We start from the raw sequence: 17,759 nt of genomic DNA, 5'->3' as shown, positions 1-17,759 counted from the left end.
AAGGCACCTCAGGAAAGCCGGGATTTAAAATCCTCATAGCTGAATTTCTTGATGATACGGCAGCTGCCGTCTGGATCCATGGCGGCGATGGCAGGCAGCGGAATCCCGTTGAAGGTATTGTTTTTCACCATGGAGTAGATCGCCATGTCCTCAAAGCACAGCCTTTGACCAATCTCAACAGGCCGGTCAAAGGAGTAGTCGCCGATCACGTCACCCGCCAGACAGGTACAGGAGGAGAGCCGGTAAGAATAAGCTTTTTCCCCGGGCTTCCCCGAGTCCCGCAGCGGCGGCCGGTAGGGCATCTCCAGCACATCCGGCATATGACAGGCGGCGGAGGTATCCAGAATCAGCGTCGTAACGCCGCCGTTTTCCACGATGTCCAGCACCTCGGTGATCAGGTATCCGGCATTGAGGGCAACGGCCTCTCCCGGCTCCAGATAGACCTGCACTCCGTAGGTATCCTGTACATGACGGATGCACTTCTTCAGCAGATCGATCTGATAGCCCGGACGGGTGATATGATGCCCGCCGCCCAGATTCAGCCAGTTCATCCGGTGGAGAGCCGTTCCAAATTTTTGCTCCACCGCCTCCAGTGTCACGGCCAGCGCATCGGCATCCTGCTCGCAAAGAGTATGAAAATGAAGTCCATCCACCCCATCCAGCTTGTCCGGACTGATTTGATCGGCGGTGACGCCCAGCCGAGAGCCGGGCGCGCAGGGGTCATAGATGGCATGGGATTCCTGCGTAGAACATTCCGGGTTAATACGAAGCCCAATGCTGACGCCGCAGCAGCGGGAACGGTACTTTTCCAGCTGAGCAAAGGAATTGAAGACGATGTGGCTGCAAAGATCCGCAACTTCGTCAAAGTCCCCCTCCCGATAGGCGGGAGAGAAAATGTGGGTCTCCCCGCCCATCTCGGTGGCGCCCAGCCGGGCTTCAAAAAGGCTGCTGGCAGTGGTCCCGGCGAGGTATCGGCGGATGAGGGGGTACTCGGCGTACATGGAAAACGCCTTTTGGGCCAGCAGAATCTTACAGCCCGTATCCCGCTGAACGGTTTGCAGCAGCTCCAGATTTCGACGCAGCTGCCCTTCGTCCACCACATAGCAGGGCGTGGGCAATTGATCGAATCCGCTCACTCGACCGTCTCCGGATGCTCGTCCACGACCCAGGGAAGTCCCCACTGGGTCAGGGCGTCCATAAAGGGATCGGGGTCAAACTCCTCCACATTGAACACGCCGGGCTTCCTCCATTGGCCGTCCGCCACCAGCATCGCGCCGATCATAGCGGGTACGCCGGTGGTATAGGAGATGGCCTGACTGCCCACCTCCCGGTAGCACGCCTGATGGTCGCAGACATTGTAAATATAGATCGTCTTTTCTTTTCCGTCCTTCACACCGGTAAAAATGCAGCCGATGTTGGTCTTGCCAACAGTGCGGGGGCCAAGAGAGGCGGGGTCCGGCAGCAATACCTTCAAAAACTGGATAGGCACAATCTGCTGTCCCTGAAAGTCCACCGGAGTTGTGGACAGCATGCCCACATTTTCAAGGCACTTCATGTGGGTCAGATAGCTCTGGCCAAACGTCATGAAAAATCGGATGCGGCGGACACCCGGGATATTCTTTGCCAGGGATTCGATTTCCTCGTGATGGAGCAGATACATATCCTTTTTGCCCACCTCAGGGAAGCTGTACTCCCGCTTAATGGACACCGCCGGAACTTCCACCCACTTTCCGTTTTCCCAATAGGAGCCGGGGGCGGAAACCTCCCGCAGGTTGATCTCCGGGTTAAAGTTGGTGGCAAAGGGGTAGCCATGGTCGCCGCCGTTGCAGTCCAGAATGTCAATGGTGTGGATCTCGTCAAAGTAGTGCTTCAGGGCATAGGCGGTGAATACACTGGTGACGCCGGGATCAAAGCCGGAGCCCAGTAGGGCGGTGAGGCCGGCCTGCTGGAATTTTTCCTGATAGTCCCACTGCCAGGAGTAGTCAAAATAGGCAGAAAAGCCCAACTCCTTGCAGCGCTTTTCATATACGGCCCGCCATTCGGGGTCATCCGTATTCTCTGCCTCAAAGTTGGCGGTATCGATATAGTGCACACCTGCGGCAAGGCAGGCGTCCATAATGGTGAGGTCCTGATACGGCAGGGCTACGTTCAAAACGGCGTCCGGCTGATATTCCCGGATGAGGGCCGTCAGGGCGGGGACATCCGCCGCGTCCACCTGAGCCGTGGTGATCCTTGTGGCAGTCTTGCCGGTGAGCTTTTCTTTCAGCTCGTTGCATTTGGAAATGGTGCGGCTGGCAATGCATAACTCGGTGAATACCTCGCTATTTTGGCAGCATTTGTGAATGGCGACGGACGCAACGCCGCCGCAGCCGATGACTAAGAGTCTGGACATCGAAAGTCCCTCCTATCAAAATTCTTTTAAATTTAACGGGCCTTATCGACCGCGTTTTCCGCCTCGACCAGCAGGTCCTCCACATATTTTGGCAACAGAAAGGCGCCCAGGTGCAGATTGGTGGTATAGTACCAGGTCTTAATGCCGCGGGCATTCCAGCGGGCAGGATCAAAGTCATTAATCGGATGATACTTCTTGGAGGCAAAACCGAACATCCAGTAACCCGAAGGGCAGGTCGGAATGTGGGCCTGATAAACGCGGCTGATGGGAAAGCTCTGGTATACTTTTCGGTGCATTGCCCGGAAAGCGGTCTCGTCCTCGTCGAAAAACGGGCTTCCGTGCTGATAGATCATGATCCCGTCATCCCGCAGGACACGGTAGCAGCTTCCGTAAAACTCCTTGGTGAACAGCCCTTCCGTATGGCCAAACGGGTCGGTGGAGTCGTTGATGATGATGTCATACTCTGACTTCCGCCCGCGCAGAAAACGAAGACCGTCCTGATAGATAATGTTGACTTTCGGATTTTCAAAGCTCCTGGCGGCCTCCGGGAAAAATTCCCGGCTGACCTGAACAAACATCTCGTCCGGCTCCACCACGTCGATGGTCTCGATTTCGGGGTATGCCGTAAACTCCCGGGCCACACCGCCGTCTCCGCCGCCGATGATTAGAACATTTTTGACATGGGGATGCACCGCCATGGGTACATGAGCCACCATTTCGTTATAAATGAACTCGTCCGCGGAGGAAAAAATCACATCTCCGTCCAGAGCAAGCAGCCGGCCGTAATCCGGAGACTCAAAGACCTCGATCTTCTGGTATTCGCTCTCCGCAGAATAGAGCTCCCGGCTGACCCGCATGCTGATCTGACCGTTTGCGGTATAAATCCACATATCCATCGCGCTGTCACTCCTTAATCACTTGGAGATAATCCACTCCGGGATCGGCAGTTCCCTGAAGCGAGCAGCCCTTCTCACGGGCAAAAAGGATGTGCTCAATGATCTCTTCGGTGACCCGTTCGCCGGGTGCCAGGATCGGGATTCCCGGCGGATAGCACATGACGAACTCGCCGGTAACCCGGCCCGCCGTCCGGCGAATGGGCAGAGGTTCCTTTTCGGCATAAAAGGGTTTCTGCGGGGAATAGACCACTTCCGGCTGAACAAAATCTCCGAAATACAGGCTGGAGCCCTCTTTTGCATACAGCCGTTCGATGTCCTCCAAGGCGCCCACAAGCCGCTCAATATCCTGAATGCGGTCACCAATGGAAATATAGGCCAGAATGTTCCCGATATCGCCAAATTCAATCTGAATATCATACTCGTCCCGGAGCAGGTCGTAGACTTCAATGCCTGTCAGTCCGATACCCTGAGTAAAGACGGATAATTTGGTCACATCGTAGTCACAGACGCTGACACCGTCAATTAGCTCCCGCCCATAGGCGTAATATCCGCTGATCCCGTTGATTTCGGATCGGGCATATTCGGCCATCCGGACTACCTTGGCAAAGGATTCCCGGCCCCGAAGCGCCAGGTTTCGGCGGGAGATATCCAGACTGGAGAGAAGCAGATAGGATGCGCTGGTGGTCTGGGTGAGATTGATGATCTTGCGGACGTGGCCGACATCCATCTCTTTGCCAAGGAGGAGAAGAGAGCTTTGAGTCAGGCTTCCGCCGGACTTGTGCATGGATACGGCAGCCATATCCGCCCCCACCGACATAGCGGAGGCAGGCAGATCGTCGCCGAAACTGAGATGCGTGCCATGCGCTTCATCGACCAGCATCTTCATCCCGTGGGCATGGGCTAGCTGCGTAATGGCTTTCAGGTCAGAACAGATGCCATAATAGGTGGGATTATTGACCAATACCGCTACCGCGTCCGGGTTTTCCCGGATGGCAGCTTCCACGGAGGCAACTTCCATTCCCAGCGCCACCCCGATATGGGGATGAATCTCCGGTTTTACATAGACAGGAATCCCGCCGCAGAGAATCAGCGCGTTGATAACGCTCTTGTGAACATTGCGGGGCAGGATGATCTTCTCTCCCGCCCTGCATACTGAGAGGACCATGCTCTGTACCGAACTGGTGGTGCCGCCCACCATAAAAAAAGCGTGAGCCGCGCCGAAAGCATCGGCAGCCAATTCCTCTGCCTCCCGGATCACAGACACCGGATTGCAGAGATTGTCCAGCGGCTTCATAGAGTTTACATCCAACCCCACACACTTTTGCCCCAGCAGTTCGGCAAGCTCCGGGTTGCCTCGGCCTCTCTTATGGCCTGGCACATCGAAAGGAACAACCCGCCGCCGCTGGAATTGCTCCAAAGCCTGGCAGATGGGGGCTGATTTCTGACGTTCCAAATCCATGGTTTTCTCCTTTCTGACGCCCGGCACAAAACAAAACCGCAGATGACAATGTCATCTGCGGTCAAAACAATCAATAGAAAAGCCTAACGAATAAGATCGCATAGTAACATGCGACCAAGTTTCGTATGGCAAAGATTTGAGCGGTTCCGCAAAGAATCGGCTGCTACTCTTTTATTGACCGTTTCACAAGATGATTGCCCGCAGGCTCGATTATAAAGTAATCAACTTATAAAATTTGAGCTTCTAACTCAATCAATAATGCGGATTATACCGCCCGGCAACCGACCCGCCTGTCCGTAAGGGCTTATCTTCAGCTTAGCAGAAGATTGGTCTGCTTCTTTTTGCGAGAATTCACAAAAAGATCTTGCTGAGAATTTTAACATTTTTGTTCTCTTCTGTCAAGAAAAAACAGAATTCCCCTTTGCATTCCGGATGCCTCTGTTCCCGGCGGCTTACTCATTTGATTCCCACCGCGATGCCTATTTTGAAAGCTGCTCCGCATTGCTCAGATCAGCCTGCAAAAATTCGCCCTCTTTAAATTTAAAATGCCCGGATGAATAGGGGCTGCCCTCAATTGTCAATATCACTTTATCCGTATGATAGTAATCCCCAAAGGTATTTGCCAGGCATTTAAGAATCGCGGACTCATACCCGGACCCGGCATTCATCTCTGTTAAAAACGCCTGGTTCAGGTCCAGAGAGACGCTGCCGTCGTCATTCAGGAACAAGCTGTTGATCTCTGTGTTTTCGGAAAAGACGTTTGCGGCCCCGTTGGGAACTTCCCGATAAGCCTTCGCAATTACGTCTTTTGTGACATCATTTGTATAAAAATTGATCTTTTTTTCCTTATAATAAATCTTATCCTGGTCAACATTGGGGTAGAAAAACCGAACGTTTTGCGTCAGAGGCACATCTTTTTCAACGGAACTGAGCGTGGAGGAAATCTGAGATTCTCCCGACCCATAGACAATTTTAATCAGGCCAATCGCCTTGGCGTAATACTGAATGGTTGTGCCGTTTGCTCCTTGGGTTGTAACTTCAAGCGCGTCATAATCTACGGAAGGGGTGGAAACGGAAGCGGAAGTGTCGGTGATCGTTCGGGTACTCCCGTCTTTCAATGTCCAGGCAGTGCCCCTGACGATCGGTTCTGCCAGCAGGACCTCTTCTTCACCGGTCTTATTTAAGTCATTTTCCCGATCATATGTCTCGCCGCTTGAATAGGTCTGAACCAGTTTTCCGTCAGAGAGAGCAATCACCATTGTTAGAATGGTGCCGCCGTTGTCAATCCTCAGCTGTATCTGATTTTTCGAAGTGAAATCAGGATAAGCGTCATAGAAGGCGTACTCGTTTCCCTCGCCCTGATATACGTATCTTGTGTTCTCCACCATTGGAAAATAGTCGCTTGCTTTCAATTCCTCGGGCTTATTCGTATTCGACGATGTGTTTGGCGCAGAAGTAGATCCGCTTCGACAGCCGGACAAAGCAAGTAAAAGACAAAAGACAGCGAAAAATTTTGCTGCATGTTTCATCGGTGACCCCCTATTCCGTGCACACAATCAATTCTACATTAATAAGAAAAATATGGTTCTCGATTATTCTGTGTGGCAATTCTGTTTTTATGTATAGTGCATATAGAACGAAAAAACTGTTTGGCTGCAGAGGTACTGACCGTTAACAAAGCGGAGGATGTGCCACTGATCGGAGGTGCAAATTTATTTCCGGCCCGAATCAATCCTGACAAATATGCAATATAAATTGCGCAACATTGCGTAATAATAATTTTACTTTTGCGTATTGTGTGATATAATAGCACTGGGGCAAACCGAAATTCGATCCCAGCAAAAACAAGAATATGTCGGGAGGTAAACAATCATGAGCTATCCGCAAACGGGCAAAGAGGTATTTGTCAGCTTTTCCCTGTCCAATACGATGTTCTCCGGAATTGGAAAGGGGACCATTACCAGAGAGGAAGTGTCGGTCGACTACTTAAAGGAGCTGTTTGAAAAATACGGCGTGATTGTCTCGGCCAAGCCGGAACAGCGCAAGCTGCTGAAAGAGATCAACGAAATTTACGATTTGAAGCTGGAAATTCCGGAAAACCTGAAGATCATTCATCTCTCGGAAAAGAACCGACGTCTCGTGGTGATCTCCGTGCAGGGACTTAAGCGGTTCAACGGCTCCCTCCTGCCGCAGTATACGGAAGAAGAGTTTCAGGAGGCCACCTTCAGTTTTGTCAAATATTACGTACAGAGCCGCCATTATGACGACCTCGTCGCAGAGAACGCCAAGTTGAAAAGAGATCTGGAGGTCGAGATCGCTTGGCGTACAAGGGAGTGCGACATCTAATCGCCTACGGCAGCGTTTCGCCTGCGGCTGCTGTACCGGACTTGCGGCAAAGAGTCATACAGGAAGCATCGTCTTTGACCCAAGGATTAAAAAGGAAAGAAACACGCGTGTGTTTCTTTCCTTTTTGCTGTATAATTGCCTGCCCTAACCGAGAGCGAAGAAGACAGGTCCGGCTCGGAGTAGGGAATTTTGCGGAGCGGCAGACCATATCGCAGCGGAGAGCCGCCGAAGAAGACTTATCGCGTCTCCCGGGGGCCGGGACGGAAGTCCTCGCCCCGTTTTGCCATGGACAGAGCCCCGGCTGAGAGTTCTGTCAGACGGGGGGCGAACAGCTCCGCGCCGCCCTGGGGGAATGCGGCAAGAAGCGAGATGTCAGCGCCGTAGTCCGCGCGTTCAACAACGCCTCCGATAGCTGCCAATTCTAGCTTAACCCGCTCCAGCAGGGGATAGGTGCAGGGCACGTCCCACAGCGTCCACAGGCTCACACGGCTGACTCCGGAGGCATCCAGTGCATCCTTCGCACCTCTGGCATAGGCCCGGGTCAGCCCACCGGCTCCCAGCAGCACACCGCCGAAATAGCGGGTGACCACGCAGCACACATGGGTGACTTCCTCCCGCTGAAACACATTCAGCATGGGCTGACCCGCTGTGCCCTGAGGCTCGCCGTCGTCGGCGTAACGCACCGCGCCGCCCTCCCGGAGCAAATAGCACCAACAGTTGTGACGGGCGTCGTAGTATTGCTTTTTTGTTTCCTCAATGCGGGCGCGGGCCTCTGCCTCGTTTTCCACCCGCCAGATATGGCTGATGAAGCGGGAGCGTTTTTCCGTGAATTCGCTTTCGGCGTCCTCAAAGGGTACCAAGTATCCGCTCATGCCACTCCTCTAATTGTCATGGGGGCTCTCCGCCTCCCGCACGTAAGGAGCTACCTGCCCCAGAACCCGGGGAGCGCACACGGCGGTGACGTCGATGGTCTGCGCGTAGTCCACCTTTTCCACCTTTGCATCCCGATATAAAATGTCCAGGAGCCCGCCCTTGTCATAAGGCAGGTGGATGATCACCCGTCGGGCGCCCTTATCAAGCCGCTGGTCAATCAGCTGCAAAAGCTCCGGCACGCCCTCGCCGGTTTTGGCGGAGATGGTTACCATATCCGCCCCGCGGGGCAGGATTTCGCCGCCCGATAGGTCGCTCTTGTTAAAAACCTCAATGCGTGGAAGGTCACTGGCCCCCAGTTCCGCAATCAGGTCCTCCACCACCTGAGCCTGCTGCTGCCATTCGGGGTTGGACACGTCGATGACATGGAGCAGAAGGTCCGCGTATTCCAGCTCCTCCAGCGTTGCCTTGAACGCTTCCACCAGATGGTGGGGGAGCTTGCGGATAAAGCCGACGGTGTCGCTGAGAATCACGTCCAGTGTATCGCTGACCGTCAAAAGCCGGCTGGTGGTGTCCAGCGTGTCAAACAGGCGGTTGTTGGCGGGAATGGACGCGCCGGTGAGTTGATTCAGCAGCGTGGATTTGCCGGCGTTGGTGTAGCCCACGATCGCCACTACGGGAATCTCATTTTTTCGCCGCTGCTGGCGTTGGGTACCACGGACCCGGCGTACGTCGTCCAGGTCGGCACGGAGCTTGTCGATCTTTTTGTGGATCAGCCGCCGGTCTGTTTCCAGTTGCGTCTCGCCGGGGCCCTTGGAACCGATGGCGCCATTGCCGCTGGTGCCGCCCTGCCGCTCCAGATGGGTCCACATGCCGGTCAGGCGGGGGAGAAGGTACTGATATTCCGCCAGCTCCACCTGTAAGCGGCCTTCCTTTGTCTTGGCACGCTGGGCAAAAATGTCCAGAATCAACCCGCAGCGGTCCAGAACCTGAATACCCAGAATCTCTGTCAGAACCCGCTGCTGAGAGGGGGACAGGTCGTTGTCGAAGATGACCATGGTGGCTCCCACATTTTCACAGTAGAGCTGCACCTCAGCCACCTTACCCTCGCCGATAAAGGTACGGGGGTCGGGCTTTTCCCGGTTTTGAATGATGATGCCCTCTGTTTCTCCACCGGCGGTCTCCACCAGAGCGGACAGCTCCTCCATGGTGGACTCGTCGGCATTACCTTCCTTATTTAGTACCGGTGAGTTCAGCCCCACCAGTACCACTTTGTCTCGAATTTCGTTTGTTTCCTGCATAAATCTCCTTCACCGCTTCAGGCGGTCATGCGTGATAAGCCTCCACGATCTCGCCAATATACATCCGATGCCAGTCGCCTTCCTTGTAAAAGGGGGCTGCCGCGCCGTGATCGATCACACAATCCTGATTCATGTCCTGTGTGTACAGCTTGCGGCACACCAGCACCAGCTCCGCCTCGTCGAAAAAGGGGGCATTGCCGGCGCCATAGCATACCGTGAGGCCGCAGGATGAAATCTTGTCCGTATCCCGGCCACTTTTGGTTCCGCACAGGAGCAGAACGTCTCGGTGGCTTTCCGGAAGGACGGACACGGTGAAATAGTCGTGTGACTCCATAAATTGAAAGGTATAACGCGACTGCCGCACGTACACCGTACAGACTGGCTTCTGCCAGAGTTCCCCCAGACCGCCCCAACCGATGGTCATGGTGTTGCAGGCAGTCCGGTCCCCTGCGGTCAGCAGAGGAGTCCTCCCGGTGAACAGGCGGAGCGTTTCCAAAGAAAGGTCCTTGGGATTAACAGCTTTCAGGCGCATGGCAATCGTCTCCTTTTATGTTGAACATAGCGGTATTATTATATCCGCTCCGCCGGAAATTGTAAAGCGGGCGAATACGCAAAAAACCCCCGTATCCTCACGGATACGGGGGTTCGTGAACGTGTCAGTGGACTTACTTGTCCAGACCGAACTTCTTATTGAACTTGGCCACGCGTCCGCCGGTATCTACCAGCTTCTGCTTGCCCGTAAAGAAGGGGTGACACTTAGAGCAGACTTCCACCTTGATATTCTTCTTGGTAGAACCTGTCTCAATCACATTACCGCAGGCGCAAGTAATAGTAGTCTGCTGATAATCGGGATGGATTCCTTCCTTCATTGCTCGTGTTCACCTCTTTCGATCCTGTTGATTCTGATAAAAGCCTTCTCACAAAGGCACAAGTTAGTCTAACACAGTTTTTTGAGTATTGCAAGGATTATTTAAGAATATTTGTAAAAAACAGATACTCGCCGCTATTTCAGGATGTTCCGGATGGCCCGCAGGCAGAGTTCCACTTCCTCCACCGTATTTTCCGGACCGAAGGAGAATCGGACCGTGCCTTGAGGAAAGGTACCCAGCGTTTTGTGGGCACGGGGAGCACAGTGCAGCCCCACCCGGGTCATGACTCCGGCCTCCTGCTCCAGGGCATAGGCCAGCTCTGCGTTGTCCGATGGAGAAAAGTCCACACTGACGACCCCCAGCCGCTCTGCCAGTCGGGCTTGGTCGGAAATGCCTGCGACTTTTGCACTTGGAATTCCAGAAAGTCCATGCAAGAATTGAGAAGTCAGCTCCATCTCATACCGATAGACCGCCTGCGTACCGTTTTCAAGCGCCAGCAGCGCCTGCCTTAAGCCGATGATGGCGGGGAGGGGAAGGGTACCACCCTCAAACTTGTCCGGTAGGAATTCGGGCTGTTCCTCGGAGTCTGAACGGGAGCCGGTACCGCCCTCAATCACCGGACGCATGGCCGCCGCCAACTGCGGCGTGACCAGAAAACCGCCCACGCCCTGAGGTCCCCGCAGACTTTTGTGACCGGGGAAGGCCAGAAAATCAATGCTCATGCGTTCCATGTCGATGGGATAGATCCCGGCGGTTTGAGCCGCGTCCAACGCGAACCAGACGCCCTTTTCCCGGCAGAGCGTACCGATCTCGTCCACGGGCAGGATTGTGCCGCAGACGTTGGAGGCATGGGTACAGAGCACCGCCTTTGTGTTGCTCTTAAAGCAGGCCCGGACCGTCTCCAGATCCAGCGTTCCATCCGGTGCGCACTGGGCCGCGCTGACCTCCACGCCTGCCTGAGCCAGCGTATACAGAGGACGCATCACTGCATTGTGCTCCATGGAGGAGACGATCACGTGGTCTCCGGGAGAGAGTGTTCCCTTCAAAAACTGGTTCAGCGCGGCGGTGACTCCACCGGTAAAGCAGACGCAAGTTTCCTTTGGCGCGGAAAACAGCCGTTTCAGCCGATCCCGAACGTCCAGCACCTGGGCCAGCAGTTCATAGGACCGCTCGTATCCGCCCCGGCTGATATTGAAGGCTCCCTTTTCAATCAGGTCGGCCATTGCCCGCCCCACGCCGGGGGCCTTGGGAAACGAAGTGGCGGCGTTATCAAAATAAATTGTATCCATGTCGTTCCTCCATAAATTATCGTTATTGTTATCTTAGTATGAATGGGGGAAGGGTTCAATCGGCGAATAAAATTGTTGAGTGGTATGTATTGAAAAGACCGATGGATGTTGAGGAACGAAGCCTCACCTTTATGACATGGCTCCGCCCCTTTTTATGCGATTTTACAGGGCACATAAGCCTTCCCCAGCTGAAGCAGATACTGGACCGCGGAACGAAGCTGGTCCTCACTTTATACCGCAATGCTCTCCTGCGACGCTGTGCTGAATGTGTGGAAAAGGGTCCCGTTGTCTGCGCGTCATTCTCCGGGACCTCGAAAAGGATAAACGGGGCTTATTCCAGAAGGAGTCGCTGCTCCATGGCAGGCTGCGCCTGTTCCCGGCATTCGCCCAGCTGAGAGATGGACGCGGCCCTTTCACTGATACTGAAAAACAGATCAATACGCTCGCAGGCGTGGATTTCCAAGCGCAGTTCCTTGATGACCCGGGTCAGTGCAGCCTGAAGCTGCTCATAATTCAGGGGAAGGTAATTCAGAATACCGAAAATCTGGCGACTCGGGCAATCGTATTGAATTTATGGCAGAGAGGGCGGATTAGTTCTCTCATGTCGGTTTCCACCAGAAGGAGAGGCAGATCGAAGACCAACTGCGCGTAAGGATGTCGACGGTCTGAAAATCCTTAAAGGCCCCCTGAACGCAGAAAATTTTAAAAATGCCAGACTGAAATTGAGCATACTAATTTTTATTGACCTTCGCCTAACCATTTTTTAATTGTACCACGTAAGGACAAAAAAGCGAAGCATCCCGCAGAATAAGCCGAAAATTTAGATCAATTGATTTTAAAGATTATTGGAAGCATACAGCCCAAAATAACGGTGTACATGCAAATCTCAGCGAATTTTGCGGCAGGGCATCATTCATTACCTGAGCTTTTACAAAATATTACCGGCAAAATTCCGGCATATTCTTAATTTTTCGAGTCAAACTATGCTTGCGATACCCAGATAACCCACAAATAAAATAAATTTAAGATTGAGAAAAGGAGAAACGATTATGTATTCCAATAGTAACAGCAAGATCAACGTGCCCGAGGCTCGTGCGGCCATGGATAAGTTCAAGATGGAGGCTGCTTCTGAGGTTGGCGTCAACCTGAAGGAAGGTTACAATGGCGATCTGACCTCTCGTGAGGCTGGTTCTGTCGGCGGCCAGATGGTCAAGAAGATGATTGAGTCCTACGAGAAGTCTCTGTAACTTCTCCACTGGACCAAGAAGCGCGGCTCCCGGCAAAAGCCGGGAGCCGCGCTGTTCAAACAGAATTGTGCGCTCAGCCCGGATAAAAACAAAAGCCCGCCTGTTTGCTTTATCCAAACAGGCGCGCTTTTTAAGCTGTGAATTTTAAACTCAGGCGGCCTTAGAGGCGGTCAGAGTGGAGGCAAAGCGATAGATGATCGCCGCGGACTGACCGCGGGTGGCAGTGCCGAAAGGACGAACCGTGTTGTCACTGAAACCGTTTACCAGACTGTTCCCGTTGGCCCAGACCATGGCTTTTGTGGCGTAGGAAGAGACCTGACTGGCGTCTGTGAAAGCGCCCAGACTGCCGCCGACGCTGACACTATAACCCAGGGCCTCCGCATAACGGAACATAAACGACGCGAACTGTTGACGGTTTACGGAATCGCCGGAGACAAAGGTAGTCGCCGTCTTACCGTTGACGATGCTGTTCTCATTGGCCCAGGCCACAGCCTTGCCCAGATCGGTGGTAAAGTCCACGTCGGTAAAGGCGGGAGTCGCTTTGGCGGCGGGCTTTCCGGCAAGATTCCACAGAGCCAGGACCACATCGCCGCGGGTCATGGTGACGTTGGGACTGAAGGTGGTGGCGCTGGTGCCGGGAATCAGGCTGTTCTTCTCGGAGAAAAGGACTGCGTCATAGTAATAGGAACCGGAGACCACGTCGGTGTAAGGCATAACCACGCCGGTAATGGTGATACGGCCCTGAGCTTTCGTGTACTCAGCGGGGACCGTGCCCTTCAGCGTACCGGTGATAAAGTTGATCAGGATTTGGTTATCCAGCATAGCGGGAACGGCCAGAAACTTATCCTTCTGGAACATGTTCAGACCGTCGCCCGCGCTCTCCAGCATGTAGTTGTGAGAGGCCAGCTTATAGGTTTTGGTGGCCACGATGGCCACGCCGCCGACCTTGACGTCCTTGACGCGGCGCGCACCGGTGACGGAGACAAACATCTTGTTGTCGTCGGTCTTGACGGTAGAGGGGATGGAGGTGTCGATGGTGTAGGTCAAGCCAGAAACCTGGAGGAAGCCGCCGTTTTCATCAGGAGTGCTGCGGGCGGACATTTCCAGTGCGTCCAGAATCTGCTGGCCGGTGGCTTCTACCATCCGCAGCTCGTTGCCAAAGGGATGGACGGCGATGATCTGCCCATAGGTGATGTCGCCGGCTTTGATGTCGGCCCGGATGCCGCCGCCGTTGACAATGGCGATATCGGCGCCTGCGACGTCACGGTAAGCGTCGGCCACCAGATCGCCCAAATTGGTTTCCTGATTGCGGATGGCGCGGGTCTTGCCGTCGGCTTCTATGGTGGTCAGGTCAACGGAGGTCTTGGCCACGACCTTATTCAGCAGGGCTTCGTTCTTGGACTGAATGCCCTTGACGAAGGTATCCATTGCGGGGTTCTTGGCTGTGTAATCCGTGACCAGTTCGGTGGTGACAGCGCCGCTGGACTTCAGAACCAGCTTGCCGATGGCAGCCAGCTTGGTGCCGGTGGAGGTCAGGAGAACAGTCTTGCCGTCCTTGCCAGAGACCTTCTGTGAGGGAATGGTGCTGTGGGAATGGCCGTCCAGGAAGGCGGTCAGACCGGAGACGTTGGCGATAATGTCCGTGGAACGCCAGGGAGCGCTCTGCTCATCAATGCCGCAGTGGCCCACGGCGATGACGTAATTGGCGCCTGCGGCCTTGGCGGAGTCCACAGCGGACTGCACGGCGTTGTACAGCTCCTTGCCATTGTTGCCATTGCAGAAGCCATAGATATACTTGCCGGTATTATCCTGGAAATAGGTGGGGGTGGATTTGGTGATGGACTCGGGAGTGTCGATGCCCACATAAGCCACCTTGGTATTGCCATAAGTAATCATCTTGTAGGCGTCGAACACGGGCTTATTGGTCCGCAGGTCCATAAAGTTGCAGCAGACGTAGCCACACTTCATTTCCTTGGAGAGGTTCAGGAACTGATCCATGCCATAGTCAAATTCGTGGTTGCCGGGGACAGCCACGTCATAGCCCATCTGATTCATGATGTCCACAATGTACTCGCCCTTGGACAACGTGCCCAGAGCCGCGCCCTGCACGGCATCGCCCACATCGGCCAGAGTCACATAGTCGGTGGCCTTCTGCATTTCGGCTTTGTAGGCGGCAAGGCCCGCGTAGCCGATGTTGTCATCCACGCCGCAGTGGACGTCGTTGGTGTACAGAACCACGATGTCGCCCTTGTCCACCGCCGTAGTATCGGCGGCAAAACTGACCGTGGTCAGAGACATCGCCATGACCGCAGCCAGCAACAGGGAAATTACCTTTTTCATCTTCTACCTCCTTCAAAATCAAAAGCACGGCGCTTTCCGTACTTTATAGTATTTTTAGTATAAACTGCTCTGCATAAAAAATAAAGAAGATAACATAAAAATAGTGTAAAATTTTCCAAAATTAAACTGTTTTGGGAAATGGACAAAAATACAAAAAATATCTATATCAAAAATTTTGCCATTTTTAATAAAACGGAAGGGCCGCACCGCAAAAATATTTCTCTTCGGCGGGCGTTTGACAGCTGGAAATCCGGGGAGAACTGTGCTATGCTGAACCTGCATAAACGCAAGGATGCAAGGGAGGATTTGCGATGAGAACATTACTAAAGGGCGGCAGCGTGGTGTCTGGCCGGGGTGTGCGCAGGGCGGACGTGCTGATCGACGGGGAGAAGATTGCACAGGTGGGCCGCGGACTGTCTGCCGCGGGCGGAAATGTGATGGATGTAACGGGGATGCTCCTGTTTCCTGGGTTTATCGACGCCCACACCCATTTCGATCTGGACGTGTGCAACACCACTACCGCCGACGATTTCACATCCGGCAGTCGCGCGGCTATCCGGGGCGGCACTACTACGGTGATCGATTTTGCCTGCCCAAACAAGGGGGAATCCCTTCAATACGGCTTGGATCTCTGGCACAGGAAGGCCGACGGGCGAGCCTTTTGTGACTATGGTTTCCACATGACCATCGATGATTGGAACCCTGCCATCGAGGCAGAGCTTCCGGCCATGTTTGCTGCGGGGATTTCATCTTTTAAAATGTATCTGACCTACCCCGCCATGATGATCGGCGACGGGGCGGTTTACAGCGCTCTGAAATCCATCAGGCGAATGGGCGGGATCTGCGGCGTCCACTGCGAGAACGCCGGAGTGATCGATGCCATGATTGCCGAGAGAAAAGCCGCCGGGGAACTGTCACCCGCCTCCCATCCCCGGACCCGCCCCGCGTGTCTGGAGGCGGAGGCGGTGGGCCGACTGCTGCGCATTGCTCAGGCAGCGGACTGCCCGGTGGTGATCGTCCACCTGACGAACCACCAGGCACTGAACGAGGTAGAGGCCGCCCGGAAGCGGGGACAGAAGGTCTATGTGGAGACCTGCCCTCAGTATCTGCTGCTGGACGAGAGCGTTTACTTCAATCAGGACTATTCCGCCGCCGCACGGTATGTCTGTGCTCCGCCCATCAGGGAGAGAACGGAGCAGGCGTATTTGTGGCGGGGACTGAAGCGCGGTCAGATCCAGACCGTTTCCACCGACCACTGCTCCTTCACGCTGGAGCAAAAGGACGCCGGACGGGAGGATTTCACGAAGATTCCCGGCGGGCTTCCCGGTGTGGAGACCCGGGGAGAGCTGATCTATTCCTATGGCGTGGAGAAGAAGAAAATCGCCCTGCCGACGATGTGCCAGGTGCTCAGCGAGAATGTCGCGAAGCTGTACGGCCTGTATCCCCGCAAGGGCGTGATTCGTCAGGGGAGCGACGCGGACATTGTGGTTTACGACCCGGGAGCCAGCCATGTGATCCGGGCGGAAGACTGCGTTGGCGCGGCGGGATACAGTCCTTACGAGGGCTTCGTTACCTCCGGCGGGATCGCACAGGTATATCTGCGGGGCAGACTGATGGCGGAGCTTGGCAGGATTCTGGTGGCGGAACCCAGCGGGAAATACATGGTTCGGGGAAAGAACAGCCTTTGATGCCGCAAGGATACTCCACAAGGTACGTTGCTTAAAAAGCGCTTCAGGGCGCCGTCGTGATGAACGACGGCGCCCTGTTTTTGTTAGGAAAGTAATCTGCGCTGACATTGACCTCTAAAGGCGGGCCTCAGCCGCTCAGATCACGCGAAATGCTCGATGATATCTACCAGCTCGGCGCCGATGCGCTTCTGGGCCTCTTTGGTGCCCGCGCCGATGTGGGGCGCGCAGGCTACCGACGGGTGAGCGGCCAGCGCCCAGTTGGGCTCCTTTTCGCTCAGCCACACGTCCAGGCCCGCGGCTTTTACCTTCCCGGAATTCAACGCGTCCAACAAAGCGGCCTCGTCGATATTGGTCCCCCGGGAGGTATTAAGGATGACCACGCCGTCCTTCATCTTGGCGAGGCTCTGCGCATCCACCATGGGCTTCTCCCCGGCGGGAGCGCTGAGGGCGATGATATCGGACTGGGCCAGCAGCTCATCCATGGAGACAAAGTGCATCGTTTCGCACTCGCAGCCCTCGGGCTTGGTGCGGTGGACACAGGACAGCACGTTCATGCCCAGCGCCTGAGCCTTGTCGCCAATCAGGCGGCCGATACGGCCATAGCCCACCACGCCGATGGTCTTTCCCTGAAGTTCAAAACCTTTGGAATAGGCCTTCTTTTCCCATTTCTGCTCCCGCATGGTGTGGCCCGCGATGGAGAGATTCCGAGCGCAGGCGAACAGCAGCGCGATGGCCAGCTCCGCCACGGCGTTGGAGGAGGCCCGGGGCGTGTTCGTGACCTGAATGCCCGCCGCCTCCGCGTATTTCACCGCGATGTTGTCCACGCCGACGCCGGCCCGGATGATGAGCTTCAGACTGCTGCCCTTGGCGGCATCGATCTGCGGCTCCTTGATCTTGGTGGCGCTGCGGATGACCACGATGTCAAAATCCCGCAGGGCCGCACCCAGCTGGTCGGGCTCATAAAACTGCTCGACGACCTCATAGCCGTCCAGCCGCAGTTTCTCTATTGCACCGGCATCCATGCCGTCAGTAACTAAAATTCTCATATCAGGTTCCCCTTTT

General features: G+C 54.7%; 15 protein-coding genes. 3 read left to right on the top strand and 12 right to left on the bottom strand.

From position 1 onward, the window contains the following. Positions 1–8: 8 nt before the first annotated feature. The 5 genes from nspC to ABWQ15_RS05745 form a co-directional block, all read right to left on the bottom strand. On the bottom strand, positions 9–1,136 hold the full coding sequence (gene nspC / locus ABWQ15_RS05765; RefSeq protein WP_353907801.1) for a carboxynorspermidine decarboxylase: 1,128 nt from the start codon (positions 1,134–1,136) through the stop codon (positions 9–11). Further along, a complete protein-coding gene (locus ABWQ15_RS05760; protein WP_353907800.1) occupies positions 1,133–2,392 on the bottom strand; it encodes a saccharopine dehydrogenase family protein in 1,260 nt (419 codons plus the stop codon). The genes nspC and ABWQ15_RS05760 overlap by 4 nt, the downstream gene beginning before the upstream one ends. A 32-nt stretch (positions 2,393–2,424) precedes the next feature. Next, positions 2,425–3,288, bottom strand: coding sequence for a polyamine aminopropyltransferase (gene speE, locus ABWQ15_RS05755; RefSeq protein ID WP_353907799.1), 864 nt, complete (start codon positions 3,286–3,288; stop codon positions 2,425–2,427). A gap of 7 nt (positions 3,289–3,295) precedes the next feature. Beyond that, on the bottom strand, positions 3,296–4,747 hold the full coding sequence (locus ABWQ15_RS05750; protein WP_353907798.1) for an aminotransferase class I/II-fold pyridoxal phosphate-dependent enzyme: 1,452 nt from the start codon (positions 4,745–4,747) through the stop codon (positions 3,296–3,298). A gap of 479 nt (positions 4,748–5,226) precedes the next feature. After that, on the bottom strand, positions 5,227–6,135 hold the full coding sequence (locus ABWQ15_RS05745; protein ID WP_353907797.1) for a GerMN domain-containing protein: 909 nt from the start codon (positions 6,133–6,135) through the stop codon (positions 5,227–5,229). 484 nt (positions 6,136–6,619) lie between these two features. On the opposite strand from ABWQ15_RS05745, the gene ABWQ15_RS05740 reads away from it, so the two are divergent. Continuing rightward, on the top strand, positions 6,620–7,093 hold the full coding sequence (locus ABWQ15_RS05740) for a hypothetical protein (protein ID WP_353907796.1): 474 nt from the start codon (positions 6,620–6,622) through the stop codon (positions 7,091–7,093). A gap of 236 nt (positions 7,094–7,329) precedes the next feature. Here ABWQ15_RS05740 and ABWQ15_RS05735 read toward each other — a convergent pair whose 3' ends face one another. From ABWQ15_RS05735 to ABWQ15_RS05715, 5 genes are all read right to left on the bottom strand, one after another. Next, the gene (locus ABWQ15_RS05735) at positions 7,330–7,965 is read right to left on the bottom strand and encodes an IMPACT family protein (protein WP_353907795.1); all 636 of its coding nucleotides are present in this window, start codon (positions 7,963–7,965) and stop codon (positions 7,330–7,332) included. Positions 7,966–7,974: 9 nt separating this feature from the next. After that, positions 7,975–9,264, bottom strand: coding sequence for a GTPase HflX (gene hflX, locus ABWQ15_RS05730; protein WP_353907794.1), 1,290 nt, complete (start codon positions 9,262–9,264; stop codon positions 7,975–7,977). Between the two features lie 25 nt (positions 9,265–9,289). Then, complete coding sequence (locus ABWQ15_RS05725; RefSeq protein WP_353907793.1) at positions 9,290–9,796, bottom strand: flavin reductase family protein; 507 nt, start codon at positions 9,794–9,796, stop codon at positions 9,290–9,292. A 133-nt stretch (positions 9,797–9,929) separates the two neighbouring features. Then, positions 9,930–10,133: a 50S ribosomal protein L31 gene (gene rpmE / locus ABWQ15_RS05720; protein ID WP_014118554.1), complete on the bottom strand. Its 204-nt coding sequence runs from the start codon at positions 10,131–10,133 to the stop codon at positions 9,930–9,932. Between the two features lie 134 nt (positions 10,134–10,267). After that, on the bottom strand, positions 10,268–11,422 hold the full coding sequence (locus tag ABWQ15_RS05715; protein ID WP_353907792.1) for an aminotransferase class V-fold PLP-dependent enzyme: 1,155 nt from the start codon (positions 11,420–11,422) through the stop codon (positions 10,268–10,270). 1,049 nt (positions 11,423–12,471) lie between these two features. On the opposite strand from ABWQ15_RS05715, the gene ABWQ15_RS05710 reads away from it, so the two are divergent. Then, positions 12,472–12,669, top strand: a complete 198-nt coding sequence (locus ABWQ15_RS05710; RefSeq protein WP_353907791.1) for an alpha/beta-type small acid-soluble spore protein — start codon at positions 12,472–12,474, stop codon at positions 12,667–12,669. Positions 12,670–12,819: 150 nt separating this feature from the next. Here the strand turns inward: ABWQ15_RS05710 and ABWQ15_RS05705 are convergent, their stop codons facing one another. Further along, a complete protein-coding gene (locus tag ABWQ15_RS05705; protein ID WP_353907790.1) occupies positions 12,820–15,009 on the bottom strand; it encodes a 5'-nucleotidase C-terminal domain-containing protein in 2,190 nt (729 codons plus the stop codon). A 311-nt stretch (positions 15,010–15,320) separates the two neighbouring features. On the opposite strand from ABWQ15_RS05705, the gene hydA reads away from it, so the two are divergent. Beyond that, complete coding sequence (gene hydA / locus ABWQ15_RS05700) at positions 15,321–16,697, top strand: dihydropyrimidinase (RefSeq protein ID WP_353907789.1); 1,377 nt, start codon at positions 15,321–15,323, stop codon at positions 16,695–16,697. Positions 16,698–16,837: 140 nt separating this feature from the next. Here the strand turns inward: hydA and ABWQ15_RS05695 are convergent, their stop codons facing one another. After that, positions 16,838–17,743 carry an NAD(P)-dependent oxidoreductase gene (locus ABWQ15_RS05695; protein ID WP_353907788.1) on the bottom strand — a complete coding sequence of 302 codons (906 nt, stop codon included), beginning with the start codon at positions 17,741–17,743 and terminating at the stop codon, positions 16,838–16,840. Positions 17,744–17,759: the final 16 nt, after the last annotated feature.

Origin of the sequence: Oscillibacter sp. (assembly GCF_040505565.1) — a bacterium.
In the GTDB taxonomy this organism is placed as follows: domain Bacteria; phylum Bacillota; class Clostridia; order Oscillospirales; family Oscillospiraceae; genus Oscillibacter.
This window is presented reverse-complemented; position numbering and strand designations above follow the sequence as displayed.

Coding starts and splice junctions, on each gene's coding strand:
- ABWQ15_RS05760 (WP_353907800.1), bottom strand. CDS start 2,392: ATGTCCAGACTCTTAGTCATCGGCTGCGGCGGCGTTGCGTCCGTCGCC.
- speE (WP_353907799.1), bottom strand. CDS start 3,288: ATGGATATGTGGATTTATACCGCAAACGGTCAGATCAGCATGCGGGTC.
- ABWQ15_RS05750 (WP_353907798.1), bottom strand. CDS start 4,747: ATGGATTTGGAACGTCAGAAATCAGCCCCCATCTGCCAGGCTTTGGAG.
- ABWQ15_RS05745 (WP_353907797.1), bottom strand. CDS start 6,135: ATGGTGGAGAACACAAGATACGTATATCAGGGCGAGGGAAACGAGTAC.
- ABWQ15_RS05740 (WP_353907796.1), top strand. CDS start 6,620: ATGAGCTATCCGCAAACGGGCAAAGAGGTATTTGTCAGCTTTTCCCTG.
- ABWQ15_RS05735 (WP_353907795.1), bottom strand. CDS start 7,965: ATGAGCGGATACTTGGTACCCTTTGAGGACGCCGAAAGCGAATTCACG.
- hflX (WP_353907794.1), bottom strand. CDS start 9,264: ATGCAGGAAACAAACGAAATTCGAGACAAAGTGGTACTGGTGGGGCTG.
- ABWQ15_RS05725 (WP_353907793.1), bottom strand. CDS start 9,796: ATGCGCCTGAAAGCTGTTAATCCCAAGGACCTTTCTTTGGAAACGCTC.
- rpmE (WP_014118554.1), bottom strand. CDS start 10,133: ATGAAGGAAGGAATCCATCCCGATTATCAGCAGACTACTATTACTTGC.
- ABWQ15_RS05715 (WP_353907792.1), bottom strand. CDS start 11,422: ATGGATACAATTTATTTTGATAACGCCGCCACTTCGTTTCCCAAGGCC.
- ABWQ15_RS05710 (WP_353907791.1), top strand. CDS start 12,472: ATGTATTCCAATAGTAACAGCAAGATCAACGTGCCCGAGGCTCGTGCG.
- ABWQ15_RS05705 (WP_353907790.1), bottom strand. CDS start 15,009: ATGAAAAAGGTAATTTCCCTGTTGCTGGCTGCGGTCATGGCGATGTCT.
- hydA (WP_353907789.1), top strand. CDS start 15,321: ATGAGAACATTACTAAAGGGCGGCAGCGTGGTGTCTGGCCGGGGTGTG.
- ABWQ15_RS05695 (WP_353907788.1), bottom strand. CDS start 17,743: ATGAGAATTTTAGTTACTGACGGCATGGATGCCGGTGCAATAGAGAAA.